Origin of the sequence: Putridiphycobacter roseus, from assembly GCF_003234935.1 — a bacterium.
Lineage (GTDB): Bacteria > Bacteroidota > Bacteroidia > Flavobacteriales_D > Crocinitomicaceae > Putridiphycobacter > Putridiphycobacter roseus.
Genome location: NZ_QKSB01000001.1, coordinates 623,875 through 641,689, shown reverse-complemented (window position 1 = coordinate 641,689; position 17,815 = coordinate 623,875). Strand labels below are relative to the sequence as shown.

General features: G+C 34.5%; 16 protein-coding genes. 12 read left to right on the top strand and 4 right to left on the bottom strand.

What is annotated here, in order from left to right; translation table 11 throughout:
• The first annotated feature begins 1 nt into the window (after window position 1).
• On the top strand, window positions 2-781 hold the full coding sequence (locus DNU06_RS02775; protein WP_146239128.1) for a hypothetical protein: 780 nt from the start codon (window positions 2-4) through the stop codon (window positions 779-781).
• Between the two features lie 76 nt (window positions 782-857).
• Complete coding sequence (locus DNU06_RS02770; RefSeq protein ID WP_111061670.1) at window positions 858-1,304, top strand: hypothetical protein; 447 nt, start codon at window positions 858-860, stop codon at window positions 1,302-1,304.
• 271 nt (window positions 1,305-1,575) lie between these two features.
• Here the strand turns inward: DNU06_RS02770 and DNU06_RS02765 are convergent, their stop codons facing one another.
• From DNU06_RS02765 to DNU06_RS18000, 3 genes are read right to left on the bottom strand one after another with little or no spacing between them, the layout of a single operon-like run.
• Window positions 1,576-2,547: a glycosyltransferase family 9 protein gene (locus DNU06_RS02765; RefSeq protein WP_111061669.1), complete on the bottom strand. Its 972-nt coding sequence runs from the start codon at window positions 2,545-2,547 to the stop codon at window positions 1,576-1,578.
• 47 nt (window positions 2,548-2,594) lie between these two features.
• The gene (gene sppA, locus DNU06_RS02760; protein WP_111061668.1) at window positions 2,595-4,367 is read right to left on the bottom strand and encodes a signal peptide peptidase SppA; all 1,773 of its coding nucleotides are present in this window, start codon (window positions 4,365-4,367) and stop codon (window positions 2,595-2,597) included.
• A gap of 45 nt (window positions 4,368-4,412) precedes the next feature.
• Window positions 4,413-5,252, bottom strand: a complete 840-nt coding sequence (locus tag DNU06_RS18000) for a DnaJ domain-containing protein (protein ID WP_111061667.1) — start codon at window positions 5,250-5,252, stop codon at window positions 4,413-4,415.
• Window positions 5,253-5,586: 334 nt separating this feature from the next.
• On the opposite strand from DNU06_RS18000, the gene DNU06_RS02750 reads away from it, so the two are divergent.
• From DNU06_RS02750 to DNU06_RS02740, 3 genes are all read left to right on the top strand, one after another.
• A complete protein-coding gene (locus DNU06_RS02750) occupies window positions 5,587-6,747 on the top strand; it encodes an HU domain-containing protein (RefSeq protein ID WP_111061666.1) in 1,161 nt (386 codons plus the stop codon).
• A 116-nt stretch (window positions 6,748-6,863) separates the two neighbouring features.
• Complete coding sequence (locus DNU06_RS02745; RefSeq protein ID WP_111061665.1) at window positions 6,864-8,090, top strand: C1 family peptidase; 1,227 nt, start codon at window positions 6,864-6,866, stop codon at window positions 8,088-8,090.
• 117 nt (window positions 8,091-8,207) lie between these two features.
• Window positions 8,208-8,969, top strand: a complete 762-nt coding sequence (locus DNU06_RS02740) for a hypothetical protein (protein WP_111061664.1) — start codon at window positions 8,208-8,210, stop codon at window positions 8,967-8,969.
• Window position 8,970: 1 nt separating this feature from the next.
• Here the strand turns inward: DNU06_RS02740 and DNU06_RS02735 are convergent, their stop codons facing one another.
• The gene (locus tag DNU06_RS02735) at window positions 8,971-9,699 is read right to left on the bottom strand and encodes a T9SS type A sorting domain-containing protein (RefSeq protein WP_111061663.1); all 729 of its coding nucleotides are present in this window, start codon (window positions 9,697-9,699) and stop codon (window positions 8,971-8,973) included.
• Between the two features lie 256 nt (window positions 9,700-9,955).
• On the opposite strand from DNU06_RS02735, the gene DNU06_RS02730 reads away from it, so the two are divergent.
• From DNU06_RS02730 to DNU06_RS02695, 7 genes are all read left to right on the top strand, one after another.
• Entirely contained in the window at window positions 9,956-12,382 is a 2,427-nt protein-coding gene (locus DNU06_RS02730; protein WP_111061662.1) for a PIG-L family deacetylase, read from the top strand.
• Between the two features lie 109 nt (window positions 12,383-12,491).
• Window positions 12,492-14,171, top strand: a complete 1,680-nt coding sequence (locus tag DNU06_RS02725; protein WP_111061661.1) for a sodium:solute symporter — start codon at window positions 12,492-12,494, stop codon at window positions 14,169-14,171.
• Window positions 14,172-14,185: 14 nt separating this feature from the next.
• Window positions 14,186-15,025: a DUF2911 domain-containing protein gene (locus tag DNU06_RS02720; RefSeq protein WP_111061660.1), complete on the top strand. Its 840-nt coding sequence runs from the start codon at window positions 14,186-14,188 to the stop codon at window positions 15,023-15,025.
• Window positions 15,026-15,411: 386 nt separating this feature from the next.
• Window positions 15,412-15,954: an RNA polymerase sigma factor gene (locus DNU06_RS02710; RefSeq protein ID WP_111061658.1), complete on the top strand. Its 543-nt coding sequence runs from the start codon at window positions 15,412-15,414 to the stop codon at window positions 15,952-15,954.
• Between the two features lie 4 nt (window positions 15,955-15,958).
• A complete protein-coding gene (locus DNU06_RS02705; protein ID WP_111061657.1) occupies window positions 15,959-16,144 on the top strand; it encodes a hypothetical protein in 186 nt (61 codons plus the stop codon).
• Entirely contained in the window at window positions 16,141-16,968 is an 828-nt protein-coding gene (locus tag DNU06_RS02700; protein ID WP_111061656.1) for a mechanosensitive ion channel family protein, read from the top strand. Before DNU06_RS02705 ends, DNU06_RS02700 begins: the two co-directional genes overlap by 4 nt.
• Window positions 16,965-17,813 carry a mechanosensitive ion channel family protein gene (locus tag DNU06_RS02695; RefSeq protein ID WP_111061655.1) on the top strand — a complete coding sequence of 283 codons (849 nt, stop codon included), beginning with the start codon at window positions 16,965-16,967 and terminating at the stop codon, window positions 17,811-17,813. The genes DNU06_RS02700 and DNU06_RS02695 overlap by 4 nt, the downstream gene beginning before the upstream one ends.
• Window positions 17,814-17,815: the final 2 nt, after the last annotated feature.

Sequence of the window (17,815 nt, the reverse complement as noted above, 5' to 3'; positions counted from 1 at the left end):
TATGAGAAAATCTATCATATTTTTTGTTGCATTGACAATGCTAGCCTGCAACAAAGACCAAGCTGAAATTGCTGAGTTTAATAAAAATTGTAGCTGTGCTGAAGAAGTGAGTGCTGATTTTACAATGGAGGATTTAGCTAGTACCGTGCCGGCGCTCTTTGATTATAGAACAGAAACGGATACTACATTTGAAGGGTCATATGTTTATTTTGAAGCTAAGGATACGAACGCGGAATATACTTGGTATATTGGTAGTGAGGTAATTCACGAAAAAAACTTTACTCGTAAAATGGAAGGTTCCCAATTAATTGGGCAGCAATTGCCTATGACTCTAGTAGTAAAAAAAGCCCCAAATTTAGTATGTTTTCCGAATGATGATGGCTATGATTCAATTATTAAGAGTTTAACTTTGGTAGATTTTAATAGTTTTGATTATTACCATAATTACAATCATTTGTTTGAAGGGACATTTAGATTTAAGGACCATTTAAAACCAGGACAAGACTCCATTGATGTTGTTGTTGAATTGAAAGCTAATGGAGAAGATGGCGTGGGGTATGATAGGGCATTACTTTACGGCATGGGTCATAACAATACCGACTTAGAGTTGGATGGAACCTGGCGCATTACATATCGCCAAATATTTTTTCAATCAGGAGAAGGATATAGTGTTCAAAGAATGCATCACCGAATGGATGGGATTGTTGAAATTGAGCTTTTAAAAATAGAAGGGTTAAATGATCCACCACCAGAATATCACTTAGAAGGGAGAAAGCTATAAGGATTTACGATAGAAAAAGTAAAATAAAATATTTGTGCTATTTAATTTAATAAGTGTTTTTATAAAACAAAATAAAATGAAAAAATATATAATATTTATTGTTGCATTGACAATGCTAGCCTGCAACAAAGAAAAGCGCTTTTCAAGTAAGCTCATGAAAGGGCAGACTTGGAATGTTACCGCAATAACAGTAGATGATGAAGTGTTGGCACCAAAAGGGCATTGGCAGATTACAACTGACGTTGATATTTATGATTCGGTACCCAATGCCAAATGGATAGATGGGGAAGGAGACGCCGTTTTTGAATGGCAATTCCGAGACAAAGGGGAATCGTTTTATTTAAGTTATGTGCAGCAAAAAGAGGAGGTAGATGGTAATTTATTAGATACCTTAGATTACTTTGCCTACTACTTAACTGGCAAATATACGGTAGACGTTCATAAAAAAGACCGAATGGTTTTTGTGAGCAATACAACCGAGGAATACGAGGATAAGGAAGTTAAAATTGAAATTGAGCGGTGATGGAATTGGATAGGTGCTAACATCTTTTTTCCAAAATGTTCTCGATACGTTTAGTCTACAATTTGACCGAAACTGTAGGGACTCCCGATAGCTATCGGGACGAACGGACAACTGGTTTTTGGAATTTGATTTTTTTTTTGGCCTTCAGTTTTCTGTCCAAAGTCTAGTATCTAGCTTCTAGAATCTAGCATCTATTTTTACAATTCTACCGAAACAGTAGGGACTCCCGATAGCTATCGGGACGAACGGACACTTCAACCCCTAACGAAACTCATGCATTTACCTCCTTCGCAATGGCGTTGAGGTCTTGTTTGATCATGCAATTAAAATGACCTTTGGGACAAGCTTGATAGCCAATTTTTGAGCAAGGTCGACATTTTAAGTCCAGCACTTCATAAATGGAGTAATTCGATTTTTTTTCTGGCAAATAAGGATACATGCCCAATTCGGGAACGGTGTTTCCCCAAATAGAAATAATCGGTTTTTGAAAGGCGGCAGCAATGTGCATTAAGCCGGTGTCGTGTGATATTACTTTTTTGGCTTGTTGCAAAATACTTGCCGACTGGTTCAAGTTGATTTGACCGGTGAGGTCAATGACATTTTTACAATAATTACTTATTTTTTTTCCAGCCTTCATGTCGCCAGCTCCACCCAATAATACTACCGTCTCGTTAATTTTCGACACCATTTCAATGATGGATTCTACGGGCATTCTTTTGGTGCAAAATTGTGCACCAATTGCAAAGGCCACATAATTTTCAGGTAAGTGAAAATCCTTTGTATTGACCTGGTCTTTTTTGGCTATGAAAAAGTCCAATCCTTTTCCGTCATTTTCAACCCCAATTTTTTTTACAGCCTTAAAATAACGATCTACAATGTGAATGTCTGGCATTAAATTCACCTTTAATTTAGTCAATATAAATTTTTGAAAATTTAATTTTGGAAAGGTGGCAGATTTTCTTTGAAGGGCTAATTTGAGTCTTTTGGTCCTTAAATTATGGTGTAAATCCACGACAAAGTCATATTGCTCCGCTTTTAACTCGGGCAACAAAGTATCAATTTCTTTTTCCATCCCAATCACCTTATCAATGTATGGGTTGTTTTCTAAAATGGAAGTGTAAACAATCTTTGTCAAGTAATGAATGGTTACATCAGGATAAGTTGCTTTTATGCATCTAACCACAGGAGTGGTGAGTACAATGTCTCCAATAGAACTAAAACGAACAATAAGGATTTTTTTCACTGCTTAAAGATAGGGTATTCGAATGTCAAAATAAAATTAGGTTGCATTTAGTCTATCCAAAGTAAGTAAGGCATTCTAGCTTGAACACCTTTGGCTTGTTCCAATTGACTTAAAAAGTGGTAAATTTCTTGCAATCTAGTCTGTAAGGTAGAAGTTGGCATTTGCACACCACCATCATTCATATTTTGAATTAATTGCATGAACTTATCTGTTTTATTGGTGGTTTCAATCCTAGTTTCAATGTCACTTGTACTGTCTACGCCAATTAATGAAGCAGCGTATTGAATGGCATCATTTAAGCCACCAAATTCATCAATTAAACCAATGTTAATGGCATCCGTACCGGCCCAAACTCTACCTTGTCCAATGCTGTCCACTTGTGCAGTGGTCATGTTTCTACCCAACCCTACTTTGGTAATAAAGTCTAAGTAAATATCGTCTACCCCATGTTGGATTATTTTTAATTCTCCTGCAGTTAATCTTTTGTTTAGTGACAATACACTGTGCGCATTGGTTTGAACATGATCGAAGGTTACGCCTAATTTTTCTTTCATCACATCACCAGTGTAAGGAATTACCCCAAACACACCAATGGATCCAGTTATGGTATTTTCCTGTGCGAATATTCTATTGGCGCCACAAGCCACATAGTAACCACCCGAAGCAGCTACATTACCCATAGAAACAACTACTGGTTTAACCGCTTTTGTCAATTCAACTTCACGCCATATTAAATCACTTGCCAAGGCACTACCTCCACCTGAGTTCACCCTTAATACCACCGCTTTCACAGTACTGTCTTGTCTAATTTTTCTGATTAATTCAGCGGAAGAATTTCCGCCAATTTGTCCTGTAACACCATTGCCATCTACAATTTCACCTTCTAATGAAACAACAGCAATATTTGATTTTGCGTCATGTGCTCTTTTCTTTTTTACGTAATCCCTAAAAGGAAATAGGTTAAGGTCTTCGCTGGTAGAAATACTTAATTTCTCACGCATGATATTGGCTACTTCATCATAGTATTTTACGGCGTCTATAAATTTAAAGTCAGCTGCATCCTGCGGTGTTCTGGTTAAAACAGAATCTACAATGCGATTAATTTCTACTTGAGAAATGTTTCTACTCATTTCAATAGATTGTGTGATCTCGTTCCATAATGCATTCAAATATTTTTGTGTTTGTAAGCGGTTTGCTTCACTCATTTGAGTATACATCAAAGGTTCAACGGCACTTTTAAATTTATTGTTTGTCCCTCTGATTATTTGCATTTCAACACCTAATAAATCAAGTGTTCCTTTAATAAATGGAATTTCAGCACCTAAACCAGTTACGCCAAACATACCTGTTGGGTATTGGTAAATCTCTTGGGCAACTGAACTTAAATAATACGATTTGTTGTCGTAGTTTTCTTGATATGCAATAAGGAATTTTCCTGAGCTTTTGAAGTCTTCTAAGGCGATTCTAATTTCTTTTAACAAGGCCATTCCTACATTACTGGCAGTAACATTTAAATAAATTCCTTTAATTCTATTGTCCGTTTTTGCGGCTTTTATGGCACTTAAAATATCTACCAGTCCCATTTGTTCAATTGGTTGAAAGGACATAGGGTCCATATAAGCATAAGAAACATCACCTACTTTACTGTTGAGTTTCATGTGTAAAACAGCATTCGACTTTAAAATCTTATTTGGTGCTTCAAATAGTCCGTCAATTCCCGAAACCATGGCACCTAAAATCATAAAAAAGATGACCATTAATAATAGGCCTGAAGCGATTGTTGCTAATAAACTAGCGAAAAATGTTTTCCAAAATGTCATAAACTATTGTTTTATTGTTTGCAAAGGTAGGGCTTATCTTATGGATTACTTAAATCCCCTAACAGTTTTAATTTGTTCGTAAGCCCCATTTATTTTCTGAAATTTCTCCTTGGCACTTTTCTGAAAGCTCTCTCCCATATTGGCAACCTTGTCGGGATGATAAATTATGGCCAAACTACGGTATGCTTTTTTTATTTCAGCATCTGTGGCTTTTGGTGTTATTTCTAAAATTTTATAGGCTTGATTAATACTTGAAGCCGAAGTTCTAGGTCTGCTTTGTTGTTGACGCTGGTATTGTCCCTGACCTTGTCCTTGGTATTGTCGACTGCCTTTAAATTCAAAAGAGTGTAACGACAATAAAGAGTCTACGGTTAATCGATTTAAATTTAATCTATTTCCAATAATGTAAATGTCCCTTAACTCTGCTTCAGAAAGTTCACGATCAGCTACTGCTGCACCAATAATAAGGTGTAAAATTTGCCTTTTTCCAGCCCCATCTAAGGCGTAGTTTAAGCGGACACATATTTTATCAATGGAAAGGTCTTTCTTCGTATATTCTCTAAATTTTAAAAGGTAATCACGGGCTTCTTCTTCGTTAAAGTTGTGGTTTAAAAACCTTTTTACATAATTTAATTCCGACTGCAATAGTTTTTTATCATTGGTCAAAATGACAGAAACCAAGGCAAGGATTTCGTTGATGTAGTCGAGTTTAGCTTCCGAATTAGAGTTGGCACTTGCATGGTTGTCATTGGTAAAAGCGCCAGAAAAAGCGATAGCAAGTGCCCCGATTATCATGCCACCAAAAAAACTTTTGGTCATACTATATCCAATGAAAAAGCCTATTGCACCTATGATTAAACTGTTTTTTTGAATTTTTGGTTTCATACAGGCGACAAAATTACGGATTTAATCCTAAATGACTGTCTTGGGTATCCATCAAATTAAGGGGAATAAAAAGTAAAGCAGGGCATAAGGGTTTTTTAATAAAAATATCCTTTTTAATTTATGGGGTGTTTTATGTCCGTTCTGGACTTTCTTTGCAGTAACTTTTATCCTTAAGTGACTGCTATAAGGTTATTGTTGTTTGATGATTTGTAGCTGTTTAGAGTTAAGTTGCTTGCAGGTTTGAGCATGGGAAGGTTTTTTTTTTGAAATTGGCGGTAACAAAAACAAGCATTGTACCGTATCATTAATACTATTTTAGTATTTTTGTTTGAAGATGAATTTAGCCCAACACATAATTGATTTATTGCGCCACAACAACTGTGTGGTGGTTCCTAATTTTGGTGGTTTTATTGCCAATTATAACCCTGCAGTGATTGATGCAGCTAAGCAAAAGATTACACCGCCTTCTAAGCACGTTTTATTCAACGCTAAGTTACAAAGTAATGATGGTTTGTTGGCTAATTACGTAGTCGAAAAAGAGGGCGTTAACTATGTAAATGCATTGCTTTCCATTGATAGTAAGGTTGTAACATGGCGTCGTCTGTTAAAAGAGGAAAAAAGACTAGATTTTGGTGAAATTGGGTATCTATTTGAGCAAGATGGGAATATTGTTTTTGAGCAAAATAGAGAGGTGAATTTATTGTTGGCTGCATACGGATTGTCAAGTGTTCAATTTGTTTCGGCTGAAGCAGAAAAGGTGGTAGCGCCAATTTTAGAAAAAGTGATTCCTTTAAATGTACCTGTAGAAGCAACTGCTCTTGAATTCGACAAGTTGGAGAAAGTAGAAGCAGTAGTTTTGGAAGAAAAGGATGAAAAAATTATTCCAATTCAAAGAGAACGAAGTGTAGGTAAAAGATTAGGTTATTTAGCTGTTGCATGTGCTATTCCATTATTATTCTATACTTACTGGATTCCAATGAAAACAGATTTCTTAGAAACAGGTAATATTCAAGTTTCAGATTTTAATCCTTTTCATTCTTTTAAAGCCGACCAAACTTACAGAACAAGAGTTGCAGCAAAACCTGTGGAGGCTATTCATTTAGGAAAGTCCTTTGAGGAATTGATTAGTGAAATGCCAAATTCTGTAGAGGTTTATAATTTTAAGTTTGATGAAGAATTATATATTCCTGTCAAATTAGATAAATTAAAAATCGAAAATGAAAATGTTGAAATTGCTAAATCAAGTACTGCTGTAAAGACAAGTGATGTGCATGCGGCGGCATACCAATTGATAGCAGGTTGTTTTTCAGTAGAAGAAAATGCTTATAACTTGATGGAACAATTAAGTGATGCAGGTTATGAAGCGTATATTTTAGACAAACACAAAGGGCTTTATCGTGTGGCTACTAGTGGCTTCAATTCTATCGATTCCGCAAAAGAAGCCAAAGCTAATTTAAATGCGAATAATATTTCAACTTGGATTTTAAGTAAATAATTTCTCCGATTAACCAGCATTCTCACCTTTAAGCATGTTTTTTCTAAAGTTTGGATGAATTATTGGTGGTTTTCTCTTTAGTATTCCTTAATTTTAAGGTCTATCAAAAACAAACTATGAAGAGAATTATTATAGCTGCAAGCTTTTTGTTAATTGGTTTAACAAGTATTGCACAAACCGAGTATTCAACAAACAAAGAAGGAAGTGAATACAAATTTGAAAAGTTAGCACATTTGGATGCAACGCCTGTTTTATCGCAAGGATATACTGGGACTTGTTGGAGTTTTTCAACTTTGTCTTTTTTCGAATCAGAATTAAAAAGAATGGGAAAGGGAGATCATATCCTTTCTCAAATGTGGATTGCAAGATTTGCATACATTGGAAAAGCCATTAACTATATTCGTTTAGACGGAAAAGCTAATTTTGATGAAGGTGGTGCTTTTGTCGATATTCCTTGGGTAATCAAGCAGTATGGAATTGTGCCATTAACAGCGTATGAAGGATTAAATTATGGCAGTGAAAAACATACACATGCAGAACTTTCAGAGGTATTGAAGGGTGCTATGGATGGTGTTTTAAAAAGAGCAAAAGAGTTAAGAGGAGGAGAAGGATTGTCTTCTGCTTGGGTAAAAGCCATTGATGGTATTTTAAATGCTTATTTAGGATCAGTGCCAAGTAATGTGGAAGAATTTGAATTCGAATCTGAAGGAAAGAAAATGAATCCAATAACTTACAGAGATGAATTAGGCATGAACATGGATGATTATATTTCAGTGACTTCATTTTCACACAATCCATTTTATGAAAAAGCACCAATTAGAGTGCCAGATAATTGGACATGGGCTTCAAGTTATAACGTGCCTTTAGATGAGTTTTGGCAAGTAGCTGAAGATGCTTTGATGAATGGATATACTTTCGCTTGGGGTTCTGATGTGTCAGAAAAATATTTTAATTATAAAGCTGGTTTAGCCATTGTACCAAAAGATAAATCTTCCATTTTTGTTTCCGGAAAAGACAACAAAAACTTTTCTGATGAAGGATCAGAGAAAAAAGCATCTTGTTTTGATGCGCCTGTAGAAGAAGAAGTGATTACACAAGCTTCTCGTCAAAAAGGGTACGATAATAAGCAAACAACTGACGATCATGGCATGCATGCAGTTGGTTTATACAAGGATCAAAAAGGAACAAAGTACTTGTTGATTAAAAATTCTTGGGGTACAACAAATGATTGTGATGGATATTTTTATGCTTCAGAAGCATTCTTTAAAAATAAAACAATCAACATCTTTTTACATAAAGATGCATTGACAAAATCAATGAAAAAGAAATTAGGTGTAAAGTAATATTTAAACCAATATTTTATTTTGAAGCCACCTTGCAAAAGGTGGCTTTTTTTTTATTAAATTGTAATGTATTTATGTTGAATACGTCTTAAGAACTATAGTGTTAAAAACAATAGTATGAAAGAAACCATTCAGGAGTTACATTTAGCATCCCAATATTTAGCAGCAGCTGCCATCTGTTTTGTTTCGGTGAAAGCCGACGATAGTCATACCAATTTAGGATGGGAATCGGATACCAATAGATTAACAACACACGTTTTTGGGCGGAATAAGAATCGTGTTGCCTTAAATTTAGAAACAGGTAATTTGGAGTGGTTTGAAGGTAAAAAAATCACGCAAGTTTTAGATATTGAAAAATCAACACACGCGGAAAATGTGATATGGTTGAAAGCCCAAGGGGTAAAACACCATCTAAAAACGCCCTTCGAATATCATTTTCATTATGATTTACCTTATCCTATTATTACTTCCGATAAGGTGTTTAAATTTATAGGTTCAGAAGTGGCGGATTTTGCAAAGCGATTAACTATAGCCAAATCGGCTTTTTCAAATTTTATCGCGCAAAACAATTTGGATACTACAATAAGGGTATGGCCACATCATTTTGATATGGGTATTTATGCGTTGGTAAATGCCGAAAAAACAATTTCCATTGGCGCTGGTCTAGCTATTCCTGATCAGGTGGTGCCAGCTATGTATTTTTATGTTTCCGGTTATCAGAATGGAGAACCTATTCCAACCAAAAAATTAAAAGCATTAAACAATGGGGCTTGGGCAGCAAATTGGCAAGGGGCAGTTTTAGCCGCTAGCCATGTGGAAGAGGAAAAAGCAATGAAATTTTTAAATGAAAGCTTACAAGCCTATAGTATGGTGGATTAAACTAAAAAATGAATTTTTTGGTCTCCATTATCAGCCCTTCTTTATCCCTTAATTGTATAAAATAAACGCCAGTTTTTAAATGGGGTAGTTTTATATTGTAGGTGGAGGCGCTCGTTGTAATTGTTTGTTGCATTATTTTTTGTCCAGCTAAATTGAATAGGGTAAAGCTTTTTTGCGCGGTTAAATTACCTGTCATATTTATTTGGTGCAGGGATGGGAGATACTGCCATTTAAATTTATTTAAATTTTGAGATATGGTTGCCGTAGCATTTCCCTGTGCTATTTCAATGTTGTAGTGTAGCCATAAAGTGTCTTCTCGGTGTAAAACAGGAAAAACTTTAAAATGTGCAGTGGCATACCAAGCATAAGCTTGATGATCGACCCCTATGATTAACTTATTTGAAAAACCAACAGGATCCGTTAACGTAAAGTCAGCACTGTCTAAGTTTAAAATGTTAGTATGGTAATTGGCAGGATCAGTAAAGGAAATTCCCCACCAAGTTGGCCAATTACTGTCCAAATATTTTACCCAGCGCATTTGCAAATCTTGCCCTGAATAATTGTAAAGCGCTAAATAATCGTGTACGGTGCCATAGTCTGTGTTTTTTGAGATGAACAAGTTTGTGTCTGAAACGCCCCAATTTACAGCATTAATTTGATTGTAACCTGTTTTGTTTATCCCCATAAAAAAAAGGAAAATGACGAGAGAATAAAATTTTACTTTTGACATACCGGTAAAGGTAAAATATTTTAAATCGCTAATCGTATACTGGTGTTTTTATTTATAGGCTTACTATTTAAATGCTATTTCTTCAATTTTAATTCTTTTTGGTAATTGTAAATTTAGATTTTTTAACAATTGAGTACCAAGAATGGAAGTTTTTGGTGAAGACATTGCGCTTATTTCTTGTTAGCTTTGTGAGGTAAAAAAATGCAGGATGGATATTCTTTTCTGCATTTATCATTTTTAATAAAACAACTTTTCCATGATGCGAATAATACTTTCTATATATATCTTACTGCTTTCTTTCTCCGGCATGGCCAACGAAAGTTCCTCTAGAATCTATAAGGATTTACAAAAAGCACATTCTTTAAAAAGAGTGTTATATGTGGCAGCTCATCCCGACGACGAAAACACAAGGGCATTAGCTTGGTTGTCGCTCGGTGAAAATGCGGAAACTGCATATTTGTCCTTGACAAGAGGAGATGGCGGTCAGAATTTAATTGGAGAAGAATTAGGGGCAGATTTAGGAGTGTTAAGAACCCAAGAGTTATTAGCAGCGAGAAGTCATGATGGCGCAAAGCAATTTTTTTCAAGGGCAGTAGATTTTGGTTATTCTAAGTCGGCAAAGGAGACTTTTGAGAAATGGGGAAAAGAATTGATGTTGGCCGACGTAGTGATGGTGATTAGAAAGTTTAAACCAGAAGTAATCATTACACGTTTTCCGCCCGACAAAAGAGGTGGTCACGGTCATCATACTGCTTCTGCAATTTTAGCAATCGAAGCTTTTTCAAAGGCGGCTGACCCGACGTACATGCCAGAACAAGTAAAGGAATTTGGAGTTTGGCAAGCAAAATCGGTATATTGGAATGCTTCTTCTTGGTGGAATAAAGAAATTGCAGCACAAGCAAAGGACAATGAAAATTACTTAGTAGCGGATATTGGTGGGTACGATCCATTATTGGGAATGTCTTACAACGAAATAGGAACCATTGCAAGAAGTCAACACAAGTGTCAAGGTTTTGGTGCCATAGTGGAAAGAGGTAGTCGCTTAGAGTATTTTGAACACATGGCAGGAACAAAATTGAAAAGTGACTTTTTTGAAGAGGTGGACAAAAGTTGGACGAAATTGGTAGATGCAAACTTCGATAAAAATTTTAAAAGCTTATTAAATAACTTCAATTTTGCCAATCCAGTAGCAAGTGTGCCTTTGTTATTTCAAATTAAAAAAGGATTAGAAAAATTGCCAGCATCTTACTTTAAGGAAGAGAAAATTAAAAGAATTGATGATATTATTATTAATTGCCTAGGGCTATATATTGATTTGACTGGAACAGATTTTTCAGGTCTTTCTGGTGAAGTAATTGAATTGAGTTTGAATTTGACTAACCGTTCAGATTTAACGGTAAAAGTTTTAGAGGAACAAAATTGGGTGACTTGTGAAAAAAATGAAGAAGTTTTGATAAAAACTATAGCCAATCCGGCCATTAATTTTTCAAATCCCTATTGGTTAGAAAAACCATTTGTGAATTTATTTACAGTTGTGAATCCACGCGATTTAGCAGCACCAATTAGTCGACCGAGTATTGAAAAGACCATTCAATTGAAAATTGGAGAAAACACAATGGCTTATACCGTACCTGCAATTTATAAATGGAGAGACCCATCTTACGGCGAAAGAAGTCGAGAATTGATCGTAACGCCAAATTTTGCAGTTAATTTTGAAGAGTCAAATGCCGTTTTAAAGCCCAATGAAACGAAAGAAGTTAAATTGAAGGTACAAAGTTTTAAAAAGGATTTAGCGGATGAGATTGTGATTACAGCGCCAAAGGGATGGACTGTTTCTCCAACAAAAATCAACATTGAAATTGCAAAGAAAAATGCAGAACAATGGGTGACATTTAAATTAACCCCTAATGCGCAAGCGGTGAAAGGTGATTTGACATTGAGTAATAAAAACGGTCAACCTCTGCAATATTATACTGAAATTAAATACGATCATATTCCAACGCAAGCCATCTTTCGTCAAGCGGTGTTAGCTTGTGTTCCTTTAGATGCCAAAATAATCCCTGGAAAAGTGGCGTACATTAATGGTGTAAAAGGAGATGTGCCAAAAGCTATTCAACAATTAGGTTTTATTGTAGAAGAGTTTGAAGTGAGTGATTTAGCAAAAGTAGACTTTAGCGGATTCGAGACCGTAGTACTAGGTATTAGAATTTATAATGTGTATCCAGAATTGAAAAATTTTGATGATAAATTATTTGCGTATGTAAAAAACGGAGGAAATGTGGTGATGCAATATAATACCGCGTCAAGAAGAGTGAAGTCAGAAAGTTTTGGTCCCTTTCCTTTTGAATTGTCAAGAGATAGGGTGACGGATGAAAATGCAAGCCCTACGTTTTTAGCTAAAGACCATGCCTTACTAAATAGTCCAAATAAAATTACGGCTGACGATTTTAAGGGTTGGGTGCAAGAAAGAGGGTTGTATTTTGCGACCAATTGGAGTGAAGAATATACTCCTATCCTTGCGTGGAATGATGTGGATGAAGAACCCGTGTCAGGCGGCTTAATTGTTGCCAACTATGGCAAAGGAAGATTCGTGTATACTGGTATTTCCTTTTTTAGAGAATTACCTAAAGGAGTAAGCGGTGCTTATAAATTATTTGCAAATTTATTAAGCTACCAGCCATAATGGAAGAAGAAAAAGACAAAACAAATTGGAATGCTTGGTATTGGGGACTAATGTTTTTTTTAGCCTTACAAATAGCCATTTATTTATTCATTACTAAAACATACAGTATATGAGTGGTATAGATTGGTTAATTCTGGCGATTACACTACTTACTATAGTAGGGTACGGCGCTTGGAAAACAAGAAAAAATAAAAACCTAGAGAGTTATTTAAAAGGAAATAATGCAGAGAATTGGATGACCATTGGATTGTCTATCATGGCGACTCAAGCCAGTGCAATAACTTTTTTATCTACTCCTGGACAAGCGTATGAAAGTGGTATGGGATTTATCCAATTTTATTTTGGTTTGCCCTTGGCCATGATTTTAATCTCCATTTTCTTTCTGCCAATTTATTATCGCTTAAAAGTATATACTGCTTATCAATATTTAGAACAAAGATTTGACGTCAGGGTGAGGGCATTTACGGCATTTTTATTCTTGGTTTCAAGAGGCTTAGCTGCAGGAATAACCATTTATGCACCAGCCATTATTTTGTCTACTTTATTAAACTGGAATTTAAATTTAACCTGTGTCATTATTGGTGGCTTGGTGATAGTTTATACCGTTTCTGGTGGAAGTAGGGCCGTTTCATTGACGCAAAAGTGGCAAATGGGCGTTATTATGGGTGGAATGTTTATTGCATTTTATTATGTTTTAGATAGTATTCCATCTACTGTTGGTTTTTCAAAAGGACTGGATATTGCCGGTCAAATGGGTAAAATGGAAATCATTGACCTTTCGGTTGATCCTAAAAATAGGTATACCCTCTTTTCAGGTCTAATTGGTGGCTTATTTTTATTTCTATCTTATTTTGGTACGGATCAATCACAAGTACAACGTTATTTAGGAGGTAAATCTCTGAAAGCATCTAGACTAGGCTTAATGTTCAATGGTTTATTTAAAATACCAATGCAATTTTTCATCCTATTTATTGGGGTAATGGTTTTTGTTTCTTTTCAATTTAATAAGCCACCAATCATTTTTAATGCGGCGACAACAAATATTGAATTGAGCGAAAATCAAAAATTAAGTGCATTGCACGATTCTTACAATGAAACTTTCGAAGAGAAGAATAAAGCTTTATTGAGCTGGTCGGGAGAAAAAGACCTTGCATTTGCAAATTTAAGCGTTTTACAAAGCAGACAAGATTCCTTAAGAAAGGCTTATAAAAAAGAGGTAGAAGTACTTGATCCAGATTATAAATCAAAGGATAGTGATTACATATTCTTAACGTTTATATTAAACTTTTTACCACATGGGTTAATAGGTTTACTGTTGGCTGTTATTTTTTCTGCGGCCATGTCTTCCACTGCTGGAGAATTAAATGCTTTAGCTTCGACAACAACTATTGATTTTTACAAAAAATTTGTGGTAGATAACGAAGATGAGAAAAGAGATTTGAGAGTAAGTAAATTACTGACTGTGGCTTGGGGAGTTCTAGCTATTTGTATTGCACTGGTAGCAGGTCTTTTTGAAAACCTTATTCAATTGGTGAATATTTTAGGCTCCTTATTTTACGGAACTATTTTAGGGGTGTTTTTATTGGCCTTTTTCTTTAAAAAAGTAAATGGGAGCGCCGCTTTAATTGCTGCAATAATCGGACAAGTGTCGGTTTTAATATTACACTTTTTAACCGTTTACAATTACTTTGATTTAAGTTATTTACTCTATAATATTATCGGTAGTTCTATTGTTATTTTCGTAGGATTAATCGTGCAAAGCTTTACCAAAAAAACAATTATAAATTAAACAAAAAAAAACACATGAAAAAGTTATCTTTATTTTTATTTGCTGGATTATTGTCTAGCAATTTAATTGCCCAGGAATTACCAAAGCCTAGTCCGCTAGCAACAACTACGCAAAAAGTAGGATTGTCTGAAGTGTCTTTAGAATATTCAAGACCAGGCGTAAAAGAAAGAAAAGTATTTGGAGAGTTAGTACCTAACGACAAGTTATGGAGATTAGGCGCAAATACTTGTACTAAATTTACCAGTTCTACTACTGTTACTATCGACGGAAAAGAGTTGCCAGCAGGTACTTATGCAATGTTTGCTACGCCTACTGAAGCGGGTACTTGGACGATTGATTTTAATTCCAATACAAAACAAGGTGGTACAGCTGACTATGATGCAAAATTAAATGTATTGTCTGTAAAAGCTAAGGCAATGGAAAATTCATTCAACGAATCGTTGATTATTGAATTTAATAACTTAACGTCTAATTCAGGTGTAATCTCTATTAAATGGGAAAAAACAAGAGTAGATATTCCTTTTACTGTAAATACAGCTAAAATTGCACAAAAAAATATTGATGAAGCAATTAAAAAAGGTGAAAACTTAGACCAGGTTTATTACCAAGCTGCATCTTATACATTTAATACTTTAAATGAAAAAGAAAAAGCGATAAAATATTTGGATAAATCTTTAAAAATTAAAGAATCACATGGCGCTCTTTTTTTAAAAGCGTCTATTTTAGAAAGTGATGGAAAGAAAGATGAAGCGATTAAAACAGCTGAAAAAGCATTAAAAATGGCAAATGAGGCAGGTTCAAAAGGTTGGGCTTCTCATATTGAAAACAGCATTAAAAAATGGAAAGAAGCTTAATTCTTAGCATTTAATCCTTACGTAAAGGGAGCTCATTTGAGCTCCCTTTTTTATTTTATTTAAAATAAATTGTGACCTTAGTAAAATTAATTCGTCAAAATACAAAATGGACTATGCAAGAAAAAACAGCTTTTCAAAAAATTAAACTATTTCTTGGGTTGGGATTGGTTTTAATTTCACTCATACTAATTTTTCAAAATATATCTTCCGTTCCATTAACGGTGCTGTGGATGAAGTTTGAAGTTAGTTTATTTTTAATCATCTTAACATCATTAATTGTTGGTTTTATATTGGGATATTTAATTTTTACGAGAAAACAGAAAGCCATTAAAAATAAAGTCCAATAGTTTTGAAAAACTAAATGGTTATTAAGGGTATTTTTTTTAGTGGAAAAATTAAGCGATAAAGCACTCATCAAGAAATTTCTTGAAGAAAAAGATGTTTCAGGTTTTGAAATGTTATATGATCGCTATGTAGATAAAGTTTATGGAAGATGTTTGCGTTTTACACATAACGAATCTGAATCTAAGGATTTTACGCAAGAAATATTTATCAAAGTACTTGGTAAATTAAGTAGTATTAAGGATGGAGAGTATTTTTCAACCTGGTTGTATACGCTTACTTATCGTTTTTGTATCGATAAATATCGTGCCAATAAAAAAAATATATTCGAAGATGAATGGTTAACGGAAATAGAAGATGTGGCAGCAGAACATGATTTTTCCGCATTGCAGGTTTCTATTTTGGAGCAAGGCTTGACGAGACTATCTTCAGGCGAAAGAAGTTTGTTATTTATGAAGTATAATGATGAGCTAGAAGTTGGGCAAATCGCGATTCTATTAGAGATGGGTGAAAGTGCGGTAAAAATGCGTTTAAAACGTACAAGAGATAAGCTGAAGGCGATTTGTGAAGTATTAATTAAAGAATAAAAATATGAAAAAGGCATTCCAACAAATGAACGAAAATATAGTGGCCCCAGATACCATTAAAAAAGAGGTGATGTGGTCTGCTGAAAAGTTTTTATTATTGTCGAGTCTTACCAATCATTTTACGGTTGAAATGGGCAGTACTTTTATGAAGCTTTTTAGTGATGTAACCCCAAAATCAGAAAAATTATGAAAGATACTGTTGTGAATTGGTCCAGTTATATATCCGATTCTTTTCATGGGTTTTGGTTAAAAATAGTAGCAGTTTTCCCAAGTGTTTTGGGTGCAATAGTAATTTTAATTATAGGATGGCTATGTGCTAAATTAATCCGTTACCTGATCCAAAAATCTTTGACAAAAGTAGTGCAATCTAAAACCATTGCAAGTTACATTCATGAAGGCAATCAAGAGATGTCAGCCAGAACCATACAAATAGTGGCGCAATTTGTTTATTGGGTGATTATTTTATTATTCCTAGTCATTGCTTCTGAGTCTTTAGGTTGGAAGGTAGTTTCTCAAGAAATAGGCTTGTTGTTTCGTTATATCCCAAAATTATTCAGTGGTGTTATTATTTTAATCATTGGCTGGTATATTGCACGTTTAATAAAGAACCTTTTAGCAGGTTCTATGAATTCTTTTGGCATGTCGGGTGGGAACCAAATTAGCACCATTGCTTTTTATGTAATTATGATTTTTGTAGGGGTCACTGCTTTAAATCAAATAGGTGTCAATACCGCTATTTTAAATCAAAATATTACTTTAATTATTGCCTGTGTATTATTATCTTTCGGAATTGCTTTCGGAATTTCGAGTAAAAATTTAGTAGAAAACTTCCTGTCCGGATCCTATGCTAAAAAACACTTAAAAGTTGGGTTATGGATAAAAGTTGGGGAAGTGGAAGGAATTATTGAAGCAATTGACAATACTACGGTTAAAATTAAAGGAAAGGAATCTTCCTATGTTTTGCCAATAAAAAACATAGTAAATACGACTTATCAAATTAAGGAAATAGAATGAACCCTATTAAAGATATATTAGAATTTAGTTTAATTCATTACAAAAGCCTGAACATTACAGTAGGATCCATAGTGCTTACTGTGATTATTTATTTAATGGCAAAACTGGTTTTATTCCTAGTCAAAAGGATTATGGTTAGGGTTTTGGAAAAAACTGAGCACGAAAAAGGCAGGTCTGTGGCCCTATTTCAAATATTTAGATATTTTATTTGGTTTGCTTTCTTTGCTATTATATTAAGAGTTATTGGTATTGAATTGACTTTTTTAGTAGCTAGTTCTGCGGCTTTAATGGTGGGAGTTGGCTTGGGTTTACAAAATGTTTTTAATGATTTTGTGTCGGGAATTATCATCTTATTTGAAGGTAGTGTAATCAAGGGAGATATTATTACTGTGGATGATATGATTGGAGAAGTGAAGATTATCAAGATTAGAACTTCTGAGATATTGACAAGAAATAATATTACCATCATTGTGCCAAACCATAAACTAGTAATCGATAATATTATTAATTGGAGCCACTTAAACAAAAGTCCTCGTTTTGTTTTAAAATTAGGGGTGGCTTATGGTAGTCCAACAAAAAAAGTGAAAGAGATATTATTGGAACAGGTTAGTAGAAATGCAGAAATTGATAAACAACCGAAACCTTTTGTTCGATTCAATGATTTTGGCGACAGTTCTTTGGATTTTGAAGTTTTCTTTTGGAGTGAAAATATTTTTAGAATTGATGATGTGTTGAGTGACTTAAGGTTTGAAATTGATGATGCATTTAGGGCGGAAGGAATCACCATTCCTTTCCCACAGAGAGACTTACATATTGTGTCGGGTGTTGATAAATTAAATTCTTAAAG

Excerpts from the sequence above, each read along its gene's own strand:
- DNU06_RS02775 (WP_146239128.1), top strand. The coding sequence starts at position 2 with ATGAGAAAATCTATCATATTTTTTGTTGCATTGACAATGCTAGCCTGC.
- DNU06_RS02770 (WP_111061670.1), top strand. The coding sequence starts at position 858 with ATGAAAAAATATATAATATTTATTGTTGCATTGACAATGCTAGCCTGC.
- sppA (WP_111061668.1), bottom strand. The coding sequence starts at position 4,367 with ATGACATTTTGGAAAACATTTTTCGCTAGTTTATTAGCAACAATCGCT.
- DNU06_RS18000 (WP_111061667.1), bottom strand. The coding sequence starts at position 5,252 with ATGAAACCAAAAATTCAAAAAAACAGTTTAATCATAGGTGCAATAGGC.
- DNU06_RS02750 (WP_111061666.1), top strand. The coding sequence starts at position 5,587 with ATGAATTTAGCCCAACACATAATTGATTTATTGCGCCACAACAACTGT.
- DNU06_RS02745 (WP_111061665.1), top strand. The coding sequence starts at position 6,864 with ATGAAGAGAATTATTATAGCTGCAAGCTTTTTGTTAATTGGTTTAACA.
- DNU06_RS02740 (WP_111061664.1), top strand. The coding sequence starts at position 8,208 with ATGAAAGAAACCATTCAGGAGTTACATTTAGCATCCCAATATTTAGCA.
- DNU06_RS02735 (WP_111061663.1), bottom strand. The coding sequence starts at position 9,699 with ATGTCAAAAGTAAAATTTTATTCTCTCGTCATTTTCCTTTTTTTTATG.
- DNU06_RS02730 (WP_111061662.1), top strand. The coding sequence starts at position 9,956 with ATGATGCGAATAATACTTTCTATATATATCTTACTGCTTTCTTTCTCC.
- DNU06_RS02725 (WP_111061661.1), top strand. The coding sequence starts at position 12,492 with ATGAGTGGTATAGATTGGTTAATTCTGGCGATTACACTACTTACTATA.
- DNU06_RS02720 (WP_111061660.1), top strand. The coding sequence starts at position 14,186 with ATGAAAAAGTTATCTTTATTTTTATTTGCTGGATTATTGTCTAGCAAT.
- DNU06_RS02705 (WP_111061657.1), top strand. The coding sequence starts at position 15,959 with ATGAAAAAGGCATTCCAACAAATGAACGAAAATATAGTGGCCCCAGAT.
- DNU06_RS02700 (WP_111061656.1), top strand. The coding sequence starts at position 16,141 with ATGAAAGATACTGTTGTGAATTGGTCCAGTTATATATCCGATTCTTTT.
- DNU06_RS02695 (WP_111061655.1), top strand. The coding sequence starts at position 16,965 with ATGAACCCTATTAAAGATATATTAGAATTTAGTTTAATTCATTACAAA.